Source organism: Streptomyces plumbidurans, assembly GCF_019857225.1.
GTDB classification, from domain to species: domain Bacteria; phylum Actinomycetota; class Actinomycetes; order Streptomycetales; family Streptomycetaceae; genus Streptomyces; species Streptomyces plumbidurans.
Map to the genome: position 1 here is coordinate 101,064 of NZ_JAFJSY010000018.1, position 13,089 is coordinate 114,152.

Annotated in this window: 13 protein-coding genes and 2 pseudogenes; 5 read left to right on the plus strand and 10 right to left on the minus strand. The window is 68.8% G+C overall.

Features of this window, described 5'->3' with window-relative positions; translation table 11 throughout:
• Positions 1-33: 33 nt before the first annotated feature.
• The 3 genes from JYK17_RS15225 (at position 34) to JYK17_RS15235 (ending at position 3,443) form a co-directional block, all read left to right on the plus strand.
• Positions 34-1,071, plus strand: coding sequence for an ABC transporter ATP-binding protein (locus JYK17_RS15225; protein ID WP_108013943.1), 1,038 nt, complete (start codon positions 34-36; stop codon positions 1,069-1,071).
• A gap of 26 nt (positions 1,072-1,097) precedes the next feature.
• Positions 1,098-2,144 (plus strand): ABC transporter ATP-binding protein, encoded by a 1,047-nt coding sequence (locus tag JYK17_RS15230; protein ID WP_108013942.1) that lies wholly within the window; start codon positions 1,098-1,100, stop codon positions 2,142-2,144.
• A gap of 177 nt (positions 2,145-2,321) precedes the next feature.
• On the plus strand, positions 2,322-3,443 hold the full coding sequence (locus JYK17_RS15235; RefSeq protein ID WP_108013941.1) for a lipid II:glycine glycyltransferase FemX: 1,122 nt from the start codon (positions 2,322-2,324) through the stop codon (positions 3,441-3,443).
• A 24-nt stretch (positions 3,444-3,467) separates the two neighbouring features.
• On the opposite strand, the gene JYK17_RS15240 is transcribed toward JYK17_RS15235, so the two are convergent.
• The 6 genes and pseudogenes from JYK17_RS15240 to JYK17_RS15265 all read right to left on the minus strand — a co-directional run bounded on the left by JYK17_RS15240 (position 3,468) and on the right by JYK17_RS15265 (position 7,608).
• Positions 3,468-4,733, minus strand: coding sequence for an MFS transporter (locus JYK17_RS15240; protein WP_308011685.1), 1,266 nt, complete (start codon positions 4,731-4,733; stop codon positions 3,468-3,470).
• 11 nt (positions 4,734-4,744) lie between these two features.
• Positions 4,745-5,203 (minus strand): VOC family protein, encoded by a 459-nt coding sequence (locus JYK17_RS15245; RefSeq protein WP_108013939.1) that lies wholly within the window; start codon positions 5,201-5,203, stop codon positions 4,745-4,747.
• Positions 5,204-5,345: 142 nt separating this feature from the next.
• Positions 5,346-5,726 carry a hypothetical protein gene (locus JYK17_RS15250; protein ID WP_181362544.1) on the minus strand — a complete coding sequence of 127 codons (381 nt, stop codon included), beginning with the start codon at positions 5,724-5,726 and terminating at the stop codon, positions 5,346-5,348.
• Between the two features lie 108 nt (positions 5,727-5,834).
• Positions 5,835-6,824 (minus strand): winged helix-turn-helix domain-containing protein, encoded by a 990-nt coding sequence (locus JYK17_RS15255; protein ID WP_128801998.1) that lies wholly within the window; start codon positions 6,822-6,824, stop codon positions 5,835-5,837.
• Positions 6,825-7,024: 200 nt separating this feature from the next.
• Positions 7,025-7,297, minus strand: a pseudogene (locus JYK17_RS15260) (hypothetical protein); the annotation flags it as partial.
• Between the two features lie 26 nt (positions 7,298-7,323).
• A complete protein-coding gene (locus JYK17_RS15265) occupies positions 7,324-7,608 on the minus strand; it encodes an ATP-binding protein (protein WP_372465125.1) in 285 nt (94 codons plus the stop codon).
• Here JYK17_RS15265 and JYK17_RS15270 point away from each other — a divergent pair.
• Positions 7,552-7,737: pseudogene (locus tag JYK17_RS15270) on the plus strand (Scr1 family TA system antitoxin-like transcriptional regulator); the annotation flags it as partial. The gene JYK17_RS15265 and the pseudogene JYK17_RS15270 sit on opposite strands and share 57 nt — an antisense overlap.
• An 8-nt stretch (positions 7,738-7,745) precedes the next feature.
• On the plus strand, positions 7,746-7,946 hold the full coding sequence (locus tag JYK17_RS15275; RefSeq protein ID WP_222810546.1) for a DUF397 domain-containing protein: 201 nt from the start codon (positions 7,746-7,748) through the stop codon (positions 7,944-7,946).
• On the opposite strand, the gene JYK17_RS15280 is transcribed toward JYK17_RS15275, so the two are convergent.
• The 4 genes from JYK17_RS15280 to JYK17_RS15295 all read right to left on the minus strand — a co-directional run bounded on the left by JYK17_RS15280 (position 7,943) and on the right by JYK17_RS15295 (position 13,049).
• The gene (locus JYK17_RS15280; RefSeq protein ID WP_108013935.1) at positions 7,943-9,070 is read right to left on the minus strand and encodes an ABC transporter ATP-binding protein; all 1,128 of its coding nucleotides are present in this window, start codon (positions 9,068-9,070) and stop codon (positions 7,943-7,945) included. The genes JYK17_RS15275 and JYK17_RS15280 overlap by 4 nt on opposite strands.
• Positions 9,071-9,081: 11 nt before the next feature.
• The gene (locus JYK17_RS15285) at positions 9,082-10,143 is read right to left on the minus strand and encodes an ABC transporter ATP-binding protein (RefSeq protein WP_108013934.1); all 1,062 of its coding nucleotides are present in this window, start codon (positions 10,141-10,143) and stop codon (positions 9,082-9,084) included.
• A gap of 21 nt (positions 10,144-10,164) precedes the next feature.
• Entirely contained in the window at positions 10,165-11,145 is a 981-nt protein-coding gene (locus JYK17_RS15290) for an ABC transporter permease (protein ID WP_108013933.1), read from the minus strand.
• A gap of 95 nt (positions 11,146-11,240) precedes the next feature.
• Positions 11,241-13,049 (minus strand): ABC transporter substrate-binding protein, encoded by a 1,809-nt coding sequence (locus JYK17_RS15295; RefSeq protein WP_108013932.1) that lies wholly within the window; start codon positions 13,047-13,049, stop codon positions 11,241-11,243.
• Positions 13,050-13,089 lie beyond the last annotated feature (40 nt).

Below are 13,089 nucleotides of genomic sequence, written 5' to 3' on the forward strand. Positions count from 1 at the left end.
CCGACTCCCCCGCATCACCCCTGGAGCGTCCCCGTGACGAGCACCGATCAGCAGACCTTCCTCTCCGTCAGGGACCTGAAGGTCCACTTCTCCACCGAGGACGGCGTCGTCAAGGCCGTCGACGGCCTCTCCTTCGACCTGGCCAAGGGCAAGACCCTCGGCATCGTGGGCGAGTCGGGGTCCGGCAAGTCCGTCACCAACCTGACGATCCTGGGCCTGCACGACCGCGACCGCACGGCGATCGACGGCGAGATCCTGCTCGACGGCAAGGACCTGCTCACGTCCACCGAGCGGGAACTCGAGCGGCTGCGCGGCAACAAGATGTCGATGATCTTCCAGGACGCGCTGGCGTCGCTGTCGCCGTACCACACCATCGGCACGCAGATCGGTGAGACGTACCGCAAGCACACCGGCGCCTCCAAGAAGGAGGCCCGGGCGCGGGCGATCGAGATGCTCCGGCGCGTCGGGATCCCCCAGCCGGACATGCGGGTGGACGACTACCCGCACCAGTTCTCGGGCGGTATGCGCCAGCGCGCGATGATCGCCATGGCGCTGGTCTGCGACCCCGAACTGCTGATCGCCGACGAGCCCACGACGGCCCTCGACGTGACCGTGCAGGCCCAGATCATGGACCTGCTCAAGGATCTCCAGCAGGAGTTCGGCACCGCGATCATCTTCATCACCCACGACCTCGGTGTCATCGCCGACATCGCGGACGACGTGCTGGTGATGTACGGCGGCCGGTGCGTGGAGCGCGGGACGAAGGAGGAGGTGCTGCGCACCCCGCAGCACCCCTACACGCTCGGCCTGCTGAGTTCGATGCCGAGCCTGGAGGGCCCGGTCGACGTACCGCTGAACCCGATCCCGGGTTCGCCGCCCTCGCTGCTCAACCCTCCGTCCGGCTGCCGCTTCCACCCGCGCTGCACGTTCACCGAGAAGGTCGCGGGCGGGCTGTGCTCCACCGAGCAACCGCTGCTCGACCTGATCGACGGGCGGGGTTCGGCCTGCCACCTCTCGCTCGAACAGCGCGCGGAGTTCTTCGCCGACGTGGCCGCGTCGCGGCACAACTGACGGACACGAGACGGGATTTCACCATCATGAGCGACACCACCCCCCTCCTGGACGTCTCCGGGCTGACCAAGCACTTCCCGATCAGGGGCGGCTTCCCGTTCCCGCGCACCATCGGCGCCGTGCAGGCCGTCGACGGCCTGGACTTCCAGGTGGCCACGGGCGAGAGCCTGGGCCTGGTCGGTGAGTCCGGCTGCGGCAAGTCGACGACGGGCCGGCTGATCACGCGCCTCCTTGAGCCGACGGCGGGCAAGATCTCCTACCGCGGCCAGGACATCACCCACGCAGGGCGCAAGCGCCTGGCGCCGATCCGCTCCGAGATCCAGATGATCTTCCAGGACCCGTACGCGTCGTTGAACCCGCGCCAGACGGTCGGCAAGATCATCGCCGGTCCGATGGAGATCAACGACATCAACCCGGCGGGCGGCCGCGAGAAGCGCGTGCGCGAGCTGCTGGAGATCGTCGGTCTCAACCCCGAGCACTACAACCGCTTCCCGCACGAGTTCTCCGGCGGCCAGCGTCAACGTATCGGTGTGGCACGGGCGTTGGCCCTCGAGCCGAAGCTGATCGTGGCGGACGAGCCGGTCTCGGCCCTCGACGTCTCCATCCAGGCACAGGTCGTCAACCTGCTCCAGAAGGTGCAGCAGGAGCTGGGCATCGCCTTCGTCTTCATCGCCCACGACCTGGCGGTGGTACGCCACTTCTCGCAGCGCGTCGCCGTGATGTACCTCGGCAAGATCGTCGAGATCGCCGACCGCGACGACCTGTACGGCAACCCGCGCCACCCCTACACCCGCGCCCTGCTGTCGGCCGTACCGGAGGCCACGGCGGACGAGACACCGGCCCGCGAGCGCATCCGCCTCGTCGGCGACGTCCCGTCCCCCATCTCCCCGCCCTCCGGCTGCCGCTTCCGTACCCGCTGCTGGAAGGCGACGGACAAGTGCGCGAGCGAGGCACCGCCGCTGGTCCAGGTCGAGGGCAACAAGCCCGGCCACCTGACGGCCTGCCACTACCCGGAGACGGCGGAGACCGTACCGTCCCCCCGTCTCGCCAAGGACCCCGAGGCAGCGGCCTGACACACCCCTTTCCGTCGGCCGCCCCCTCGGCGGAGCGGACCTCCTCGGCCCGTTGACCCGAGCCCGCGAAGGTCTTGCCTCCAGAAAGGGAGGCCCGTGTTGCGCATCGCGCGGCACGGGCCTTCTTCGCTTGTCGCGCCTCAGTAGGCTGGTGCACCGATCAAGGGAGCGTGGCGCATGAGCCTTCGCCTGGCGGCGATCACTCGCGAGCAGCATCTGGCCTTCGTCCAGGACCGGCCCTCGGTGAGCCATATGCAGGTTCCCTCGTGGGGAGATGTGAAGCCGGACTGGCGGGCGGAGAGTCTGGGCTGGTTCGACGAGGGCGACCGGCTCGTCGGTGTGGGGCTGGTGCTGTTCAGGCCGCTGCCGAAGATGAAGCGGTATCTCGCGTATCTGCCCGACGGGCCCGTCATCGACTGGGCGGCGCCCGATCTGGACCGCTGGCTCCGGCCGATGCTCACTCATCTGAAGGAGCGGGGGGCTTTCTCGGTCAAGATGGGGCCGCCCGTCGCCGCCCGGCGCTGGAGTGCCGAAGCGGTCAAGGCCGCGATCGCGGACCCGCGGGCCGCACGGCTGCGCGACGTGGAGGCCACCGCACACGAACCCGCGGCCTTCGACATCGCCGACCGGCTGCGCCGGGCGGGGTGGCAGCAGACGGAGCCGTCCGGTGAAGAGGGATTCGCGGCGGGACAGCCGCGTTACGTGTTCCAGGTTCCCTTTGCCGGCAGGTCCCTCGAAGAGGTGCAGCGGGGCTTCAACCAGCAGTGGCGGCGCAACATCAAGAAGGCGGAGAAAGCCGGCGTCAAGGTCGTCCAGGGCGGCTACGAGGACCTGCCCGCCTTCTACGGGATCTACCTCGAGACGGCCGAGCGGGACCGCTTCATTCCGCGCCCACTCGCCTACTTCCAGCAGATGTGGAACGCCCTCCGGGCGGAGGACCCGGACCGTATGCGCCTCTACCTGGCCCACCACGAGGGCGACGTCCTCGCCGCCGCCACGATGCTGACGGTGGGCGAGCACGTCTGGTACTCCTACGGCGCCTCCACCAGCCGTAAGCGCGAGACCCAGCCGAACAACGCCATCCAGTGGCGGATGATGTCCGACGCCCACCGGCTCGGGGCGCGCGTCTACGACCTGCGCGGCATCACCGACACCCTGGAGGAGAGCAACCATCTGCTCGGCCTGCTCCGGTTCAAGGTCGGCACCGGCGGTGAGGCGATCGAATACCTCGGCGAGTGGGACTATCCGCTCAACAAGGTGCTGCACAAGGCCCTGGGCATCTACATGTCCCGCCGCTGAGGCGGTTGCGGGTCGTACGAGCCCTCAAGTGGCCGTCGTCGGTGACGGCACGTCAAGGGACGGTGGGACTTCCGAGGTGCGCAGAGAGCGCACCTGTGGCGAGAACAGGGTCAGCGTGGTCGCGAGGACGATCAGGGCCGCGCAGGCGGCCAGGGCGCGGCTCGTGCCGACGGCTGCTGCGACGGGGCCGGCCACCAGCAGGCCGAGCGGGGCGAACGCCAGGGAGCCGAACCAGTCGTAGGAACTGACGCGGGACAGGGCCTGTTCGGGGACGCGCCGTTGGATGGTGGTGGCCCAGAGAACTCCGAAGACGTCGCTCGCGATGCCGCCGCCGAACATGACGATTGCGATGAGCCATACCGGGGCGTGCACACTGAGCAGGGCGACCGGCACGGCGGCCGGGAACGTACAGAGCACGGCGACCAGAATGGGGCGGCTCACCCGTACTCGGGCGGCCAGTCCCGCGCCGACGATGGTGCCGAGGGCCTGCGCGGCCACGATGACCGACCACGCCCGTGACCCACCGAGGAACTGGTCGGCCGCCAGCGGCCCCAGGACGCCGACGTAGGCGTTGTTCGCGGCGACGACGACCGCGTACTGGGCCACCACGGCCCACAGCCACTGCCGGGAGGCGAACTCCTGCCAGCCCTCGCGCAGGTCCGCCCAGCCCGACGCCTTCCCGCGGGCCGGCGTCAGCACCCGCAACCGGGCCGTCAGCACCGCGCTGACGACGAACGACGCGGCGTTGAGGGCGAGAGCCCATCCGGCACCGACCAGCGCCACGGTCACCCCCGAGAGGGCGAGGCCCAGCAGCATCGAGCCGTTTCTCCCCACCCGCAGCAGCCCGTTGGCCCGCTGCAGGCGGTCGGTGGGCACGATCAGAGGCACCAGACCGTCCATCGCGGGGGCGAACAGGGCCGTGGCCGTACCGGCCGCCATCGCGAACAGGCACATGGCCACCACCGGGGCGTGACCGCTCAGCACCATGACGGCCAGAGCGGTGTACGCGCCGGCTCCCAGTGCGTCCGAAAGGGCCATCAGCCTCGACCGGGACATCCGGTCCGCGACGACCCCGCCCACCAGGATCAGGACGAGCTGCGGAAGCGCCTGACAGGCCAGCACCAACGAGAGCAGGCCCCCGTTCCCTTGGGGCAGCGCCAGCACGGCGAACGCCAACGCCACACGCGCGAAGCCGTTGCCCAGCACGGAAATCACCCGCGCACTCAGAAGCAGCACGAACTGCCGGTCACGCCACAGCGGCAACCCAAAGCCGTTCGGAGAACTCGTCACGGCGAGGCACCCTACGGCCCGCTGCCGGCCACAGGCTCGGATCCAGCCGCCCCGGAATCCGTCTCAGGACCGGGAACCCGGCCGTCCCCCACCACCAGCTCCACCTCAAAGCCGTCCACGTCCTCCAGATACGCGGCACAGTGCTCCGGGCCGCCCGCATAGGGATGCCGGTCCGGAAAGAGCACCACCCACCCGTGCGCGGGCGCCTCCGCAACGAGGCCGTCCAACTCGCCGCGCCCACCGGGAACATGGAACGCCAGATGGTTCAGCCCCGGCCGCATCCGATCGTGCTCCGCACCGCCACGGAGCGCCGGAGACTGTTCCACGACGATGTACGTCGCCCCGCACCGCCAACTGCGCCCCTCGGCCCAACTCTGGTACGTCGTATACCCGAGCCTCGTCAGCAGCCAGCCCCACGCCCCGGCCGCCCGCTCCAGATCGGGCACCCACAGCTCGACATGATGCAGCAACTCCCGCTCCTGTTCCGCCCCAAGAACCAGGGCCGCGCCGCCCCCGGCGGCCCCTCGCTGCATCCTCCCGTACGAACGGCAAAGGCCCACACGGCACACGAGGTGCCGCATGAGCCTTTGCTGTTTCTGGCCGGGCGGAGCCCTACGGCTGCAGCACGATCGAGTTGATCGGGGTCAGGTTCTTGTCCATGTAGTCGCCCGCCGGCAGGTAGCCGGAGTCGCACTGGGTGCCGCCGGAGCCCTTGCAGGTGTGCATCTTCGCGCCGCCGGTCTGGTTGTTGAAGATGCGGTGGACGCCGTACTGGTTGCTGAGGTTGTGCGCGCCGTACGTGTAGTACTTCAGCGACGGGTGGCCGCCGTTCCAGCCCGCGTCCTGCGGGTAGATGCACACGTACCCCGACGGACACCCCTCGACGGTACCGGCGGCGGTCGCGGCGGAGGCCGTGCCGGTGGCGCCGAGGACGGAGACGGTCACGAGCGCGCCCGCACCGAGCATCGACGCGGCCAGCTTGCGAATCGACATCAGGTTTCCCCCTGAACTTGCGGTTGGATCGGTCCTGTTCAGAGTGACGCCAGGGGGTCACGGGGGCCCACGACTTTCACAGCTGCCTGAAAACCTCAGCTCAGGCGGTCAGTTGAGGCCGCCGCCGAGCAGCAGCGCCTCGCCGAGCCGGGTGAGGACGTGCAGGACCTGGTTGCCGGTGCGGCAGCTGATCACCAGGTGTGCGGCGACCAGTGCGTGCACGTGCTGGCTGGCGCAGGACGGGGAGACGCCGAGGCGCCGGGCCAGTTCCCCGGTGGTGGAGGCGTCCCGCAGGGCGGCGAGGACCGCGGCCCGGGTACGGCCCAGCAGCGCGGCCAGCGGCTGCGGCGCAGCGGTCGCCGTGCCGCAGCGCTCCACGGGGTGCACCAGGACCGGTGCGAGTGCCTCGTCGGCCAGCGTGACCGGAGTGCGCCAGCAGAAGGCCGACGGGACCAGACGCAGGCCGCGCCCCGCGAGACGTACGTCCTTCTCGACCGGGTAGTCGGCGTACAGCACCGGCGGCTCCCACCGGATGCCGGGACCGAGCGCGCCGAGCAGCCCGTGCACACCGCCGTCGCGCAGGGCCCGGGTGTGCAGGGCGCGTGCGCCCTCGACGGCCGCCGCGGTACCGGTCCAGTCCGGCCCGATGACCGTGTCGTGCACGACCCGCAGCGCCGCCGTCAGATCGGCCATGCGCTCCTCGTCCCCGCGCGCGAGGTCCCGCAGCCAGGGCAGTACGGTCCGCTCGACCGCCCTGCTGCACGCCAGCTCCTTCACGTCGCGCGCGAGTCGCCCGCGCGCCGTGGCCCGTACGGCGTCCAGCCCGGCGCGCAGCCCGCCGGCCGCCTCGGCGGGCGTCAGGAAGTCCGGGAAGTAGGCGCTGTTCGGGGCGATGGTGCCGAGCAGCCGCGCGGGTCCGGTCAGCCGGCGCTCGACCAGCACCTGCCGGGCGCGCTGCCGCCAGCCCCGGAAGACGGCGGGACCCCTGCTGCCCATGAGCAGTTGCTGAGCGCCGAGAACCGTCTCCCACAGGGGATCGGGTTCCCTGGCGACCCGGACCCGTGCGAGGTCGTCGGCGGTGAAGTGGATACGCAGCACAGCGGTGCCCCCCGAGAATGTGCGATGTCCGTCCCTTCGCGCGACGCCCCGGGGGCAGGGGCATACGACGCCACTCCCCCGAGGACGGTCCGACGATAGGGACGGGGGCGGGGCGTGCGGTACCTCGGACGTAACAGGGTCGGCCGGACCGAAGGCCCGCGTCTGGCTGGACGGGGGCCCTTGCCTACTGGGTCACTCGGTCACTCGTCGACGAACAGCTCCGCCGCGTCAGCCGCATGCACGGCCCGCTGCGCCCACTCCTCCAACTTGTCCAGGTCGGTGCAGGCCTCCACCCGCTCGCGAACGTCATCGGGCACAGGGATGCTGCGCCACTCCAGAATGCGCAGAATCATTTCGCCCTTGGCCTGAGCCCGCCCCTGCTCCCGCCCCTCCTCACGCACCTGCTCAGCCAGAGGATGCCGCCAGAAGTACTGCATCGCCGTCATCAGGGCCCTCCACATGTGCTTGACCTGGGCACGCCCAGGCATGGGCCAACGAGCTACGCGACGGCCAGGTCGCACCAGATGTACTTGCCCCGGTCGCCGAACCGCGCCGACGGCTGCCAGCCCCAGTGGTCGGCGCAGGCCATGACGAGGCCCAGGCCTCGTCCCTCCTCCAGCTCGTCCACCCGCTCCAGCGGTCGCGGCGGTTCCGGTGGTTCCGGGTCGGTGTCCCAGGCCCCGATCCAGATCACCCATCGCGTTCGTGGCCCCGGCGAATCCCTCCGATGTACGTGGGCGGTGCCGTACCCAAGCTCGACACAGCCGTGCGCGACGCACCGCAGGGCGCGGCGTTCATCGACTCGGAGGCCCAACTCGGCGCTTTCCGCACGCTCTTTCGTAAAGTGGAGGCTGCGTCACTCGATCCCGAGCGGTCGCGTGACTTCATCCACACGCTGGTGAACGAACTGTGAGGTGCGCCGTGACCACCCTCGACAACTGGCGGAAGTCGTCCTACTCGGGCAGCGGCGACGGCAACAACTGCCTGGAGATAGCCGCGCGCCCGGCTCACATATCCATCCGCGACTCCAAGGCCCCGGCCCAAGGCACCCTCACCTTCCCCGCCGAAGCCTTCGCATCCTTCCTCAACTCCCTGAAGTCACCGACCTCCGAGAACCCCTAACCCTCGTCGACAACATCCTCCTCCAGCGCCGCCAACGCCGGATCCAGCACGATGTCCTCCTCCCGCGCCTCCGTCGACGGCTCCTCCGGGAAGTGGCATGCCGTCAGGTGCCCCTCGTGGTTCCCGGACAACTGCACCAGCGGAGGCTCCTCCGTCGCGCACTTGTCCTGCGCCTTCCAGCAGCGCGTGCGGAAGCGGCAGCCGGAGGGTGGGGCGATGGGGGACGGGACGTCGCCGGCGAGGCGGATGCGTTCGCGGGGGCCCGCGTCCTCGGCCTCGGAGAGGTTGACCTCGGGGACGGCGGACAGCAGGGCGTGGGTGTAGGGGTGGCGGGGGCGGGCGTAGATGGACGCCCGGTCGCCGACCTCGATGATCTTGCCGAGGTACATGACCGCCACGCGGTGCGAGAAGTGGCGTACCACCGCCAGGTCGTGGGCGATGAACAGGAACGCGATGCCCAGTTCCCTCTGGACCTCCTGCAGGAGGTTCACGACCTGCGCCTGGATCGACACGTCCAGGGCCGAGACCGGCTCGTCGGCCACGATCAGCTTGGGCTCCAGGGCCAACGCCCTTGCCACACCGATACGTTGACGCTGGCCACCGGAGAACTCGTGCGGGAAGCGGTTGTAGTGCTCGGGGTTGAGGCCGACGATTTCCAGCAGCTCCCGTACGCGCTTCTCGCGGCCCCCCTCCGGATTGATCCCGTTGATCTCCATCGGGCCCGAGATGATCTTGCCGACCGTCTGCCGCGGATTCAGCGACGAGTACGGGTCCTGGAAGATCATCTGGATCTCGGAGCGGATGGGCGCGAGATCCTTGCGGCCTGCGTGAGTGATGTCCTGGCCGCGGTACGAGATCTTGCCCGCCGTCGGCTCCAGGAGGCGGGTGATCAGCCGGCCCGTGGTCGACTTGCCACAGCCCGACTCGCCGACCAGGCCGAAGCTCTCCCCGACGTGCACCGTCAGGTCGATGCCGTCGACCGCCTGAACGGCGCCGATCGTACGCCGGATCGGGAAACCGCCCTTGACCGGGAAGTGCTTGGTGAGCCCGCTGACTTCGAGCAGCGGCTCCCCCGCGGGGACGTCCGTGTCCCTGGGGGCGGGGAGGACGAGGTCCTCTGTCATTGGGTCTCCTCCTAGCCCAGCCGGGGCCTGATCTCTTCCACGAAAATGGTGTGCTTCTGCTCCGCGGTGAGATGGCACGCGGACGCGCGGTCCGGGGCCAGCAGCGGGCGTTCGGTGACACAGCGGTTGCCGTCGACCCGGTCCTGGAAGGTGCAGCGCGGGTGGAAACGGCAGCCCGAGGGCGGGTTGAGCAGCGAGGGCGGCGTGCCCGGGATGGGTGCGAGGGGCGCGGAGAGGTCCGAGTCCAGCCGCGGCATGGAGTTCAACAGGCCCCAGGTGTACGGGTGTTGAGGCGACCGCAGCACCTCCGCCGTCGTACCCCGCTCCACCGCCCCGCCCGCATACATGACCATGATGTCGTCGGCCATGTCGGCGATGACCCCGAGGTCGTGCGTGATGAAGATGATCGCCGAGCCGAACTCCTGCTGCAGGTCCTTGAGCAGGTCGAGGATCTGCGCCTGCACCGTTACGTCCAGGGCCGTCGTCGGTTCGTCGGCGATCAGCAGGTCGGGGTCGCAGACCAGCGCCATGGCGATCATCGCGCGCTGGCGCATGCCGCCGGAGAACTGGTGCGGATAGTCGCTCGCCCGCTCCTTGGGGTTGGGGATGCCGACCTTGCCGAGCATCTCCACCGCCCGGGCCCAGGCGGCCTTCTTGGAGGCGCCGGTGTGCTTCATGAAGGGTTCGGCGATCTGCCGACCCACCGTGTAGTACGGCGACAGGGCGGTCAGCGGGTCCTGGAAGATCATCGCGACCTTGTTGCCGCGCAGCCGCTCCAGCTGCGACTCCCGGGCCGTCGTCAACTCCTGGCCCTCCAGGAGGATTTCGCCCTCGACGGTGGTGAACTGCGGGTTGTGCAGACCGAGGATGGTCAGATTGGTGACGGACTTGCCCGAACCCGACTCGCCCACGATGCCGAGCGTCCTGCCGCGCTCCAGGTCGAAGGAGAGCCCGTCGACGGCCTTCACCACGCCGTCTTCGGTCTTGAAGCTGACATGCAGGTCCCGCACCGAGAGGAAGGCACCCGCGTCGGCCGGTACGGGAGCCCCTGCTTCCTTGGTCACAGTGGTCACGACAGTCTCCTCATACCCGGCCTAGGCGAGCCGCACGCGCGGGTCGATGAAGGCGTACGCGGCGTCTACGACGATGTTGCAGAGCAGGATCATGGTGGCGGAGAACAGCATCACGCCCAGCAGCAGCGGCAGATCGCTGAAGGACACCGCGTCCACCGCGAGCCGGCCGAGCCCCGGCAGGCCGAAGGTGTACTCGGTGATGATGGCGCCGCCCAGCAGCGAGCCCAGGTCGATGCCGAAGATGGTGATGATGGGGATGAGCGAGCCGCGCCAGGCGTAGCGGAAGAAGACGTAGCGGCTGGACATGCCCTTCGCGCGGGCGGTGCGCACATGCTCTTCCTGGAGCTGTTCGATCATCGACGAGCGCGACATACGGGTGTACTGCGAGGCGAAGATCGTGGACAGCACCACCCAGGGGACGATCAGCCCCGTGAACCAGCCGACAGGGTCGTTGGAGATGGGGTTGTACGCCGGTTTGTCGAAGATGTGGGTCTGGTAGACGAGGATCGCCAGGGCGAGCGGGCCGAGGAAGTAGATCTGCATCGAGCTGATCACCATCGCCCCGGCCGTGAAGGTCTTGTCGACCAGGGTGCCGCGCTTCCAGGCGGCGATCAGGCCGGTGCCGAGGCCCAGGATCAGGAAGCAGACGGCGCCGCCCAGGGTGAGCGAGAGGGTGGTGGGCAGCCGGTCCATCAACGTGGCCCAGACCTGCTCGTTGGTGTGGTACGAGTACCCGAAGCAGGGTGCGGGACACGGCCCCTGGGCGAAGTCGTTGCTGCCAAGGACGAGGTTGTGCAGGAAGATCCAATACTGCTCGGGGATCGACTTGTCGAGTCCGAGCACATGGTGGATGTTCGCGATGTTGGCCGGCGTGCATCCCTTGCCGCACATCAGGAGCGCCGGGTCCCGCGGCATGCCGAAGAACAGCAGGAACGCGACGATACTCAGCAGGATGAGGATGACGAGGGCGCCGAGCGACCGGCGGACGAGGAAGCGCAGCATGGCAGTGGCAGCTCTCAGGCGTCAGCGGACCGGGAGGTGCCCGGCGCGCGCCGCACGAGGCGGGACGGCGCGCCGGACACCGGGTCGGGCGGGGGTTACTTGATGTACACGCGACGCGGGTCGATACCGGCGAGGATGTCGTCGTAGGCCAGGCCGCCGATCTTGGAACCGGCGATCTGGACCTGCTTGAAGTAGCCGGTCGGGACGATGCTGATGATGTCCTTCACGATGTGCTTGTCGAGCTTCTCCCACTCCTTCGCGGCCTTGACCGGGTCGGTGATCTTGTTGATGCGGTCGATCTCGCTGTTCACCTTGGGGTCGTTGAGCTGCGAGTAGTTCGAGGCACCGTCGGCGATCTGCCGGCCGTCGAAGCTCGGCGGGATCACGGTGGAGGCGGAGGGCCAGTCGGCGCCCCAGTTGCTGTTGAAGATGTCGTAGTTGTTCTTGATCTTGCTGACCTGGTCGTAGTACGACTCGGCGGGAATCTCCTGGCGCTGGACGTCGAAGCCCGCGCGCTTGAGTCCGGCCGCCATGGCGGTCGAGTAGGCCTGGCCCTCCTGGGAGTTGATGTAGCCGAAGGTCAGCTTCATGCCGACCTTTCCGGCCTCCTTGAGGAGCTTCTTGGCCTTGGCCGGGTCACCCGCGGGCTTCTCCTTCTTGCCCCACGGGTCGAAGCTCGGGTCGTAGCCGCTGACGGTCGGGCTGATGATGCCGCCCGGGATGTCCATCGCGTCGGAGCCGCCGTAGGCGCGCTGGAACGGCGAGACGGGCAGGGCGTACGCGATGGCCTCGCGGACCTTCTTGTCCTGCATCGCCGGGTGGCTCAGGTTGATGTTCATCTGGCCCACGAACGGCTGGTAGCCCTTGACCGTACGGGACTTCATCTTCGGGTCGCTGAGCACCTTGGAGAGGTTGCCCGCGTCGACCGAGTTCTGGAAGCTGACCGAGGTCTGGTCACTGCTGCCGTTGGCGAGCAGCGCCTTGGTGGAGTCCTCGAACTGCTGGTTGAACGTGATGTTGAACTGGTCGACGTACTGGTGCCGCAGCGGGTCCGTCTTCGGGTCCCAGTTGGGGTTCTTGGTGAGCACCATCGACTTGCCGGACTTGAACGACTGGATCTTGTACGGGCCGCTCGTCACCGGCTTCTTGTCGTACTTCTCCTTGGTGTCGCCCTTCTGGGAGACCATCGCGTAGCCCACCATGCCGAGCGCGTAGGGCAGGTCGGGGTGCGCCGTCTTGAAGTGGAAGATGATGGTCTTGTCGTCGGGCGTCTCGAGGATGCTGTTGGGCAGGTGCTTGCCCTTGTAGGGGCCGTCCGGCAGCAGCTTGCGGTAGTCCGCGCCCGGCGTGTTCGCCAGCCACTGCTGCAGATAGGTCGGGCCGGTGTTGATGAAGGGCGCGAAGAGGCGCTCGACGGACTGCCGGACGTCCTTGGACGTGATCGGCGACCCGTCCTCCCACTTGATGTTGTCCTTCAGCGTGTACTTCCAGGTCTTGCCGCCGTCGGTGGTGGTGCCGGCATCGGTGGCGAGGTCACCGACGACCTCGTGCTGCTTGCCGTCGTTGCTGGTGGCTTTGAAGCCGGTGAGCCCTCTGTGGTAGAGCTGCGCTAGCTGGCTCTCGTTCGAGACGTAGATCTGGCCCGGGTCCAGGTGCGCGATGCTGTCGCGCTGCGGCACGGAGATCGTGCCGCCGCTCTTGGCGCCCGGCACCGCGGGCGCCGGCCCCTGGGAGTCGGCGGCGTCACCGAACTTGATGGTCGCCTGCTGCCGCTGGGCGTTCTCCTTGTCCTCTTTCTTGTTGCCGCCGGTGTCGCTGCCGCCCTTGCTGCAACCGGTCAGCACGAGTGCGCCGGCCGCAAGCACGGAGAGTGCGGCGTATGCGTGGCGTCCGCCCTTACTCATCACTCAGTTTCCACCCATCTGTGTGTCACCAGTGCGAAGG

What these genes read in the sequence shown, in the direction of transcription:
- JYK17_RS15290 (WP_108013933.1), bottom strand. Translation starts at nt 11,145, where the DNA reads ATGCTGCGCTTCCTCGTCCGCCGGTCGCTCGGCGCCCTCGTCATCCTC.
- JYK17_RS15250 (WP_181362544.1), bottom strand. Translation starts at nt 5,726, where the DNA reads ATGTCGATTCGCAAGCTGGCCGCGTCGATGCTCGGTGCGGGCGCGCTC.
- JYK17_RS15280 (WP_108013935.1), bottom strand. Translation starts at nt 9,070, where the DNA reads ATGACAGAGGACCTCGTCCTCCCCGCCCCCAGGGACACGGACGTCCCC.
- JYK17_RS15235 (WP_108013941.1), top strand. Translation starts at nt 2,322, where the DNA reads ATGAGCCTTCGCCTGGCGGCGATCACTCGCGAGCAGCATCTGGCCTTC.
- JYK17_RS15295 (WP_108013932.1), bottom strand. Translation starts at nt 13,049, where the DNA reads ATGAGTAAGGGCGGACGCCACGCATACGCCGCACTCTCCGTGCTTGCG.
- JYK17_RS15230 (WP_108013942.1), top strand. Translation starts at nt 1,098, where the DNA reads ATGAGCGACACCACCCCCCTCCTGGACGTCTCCGGGCTGACCAAGCAC.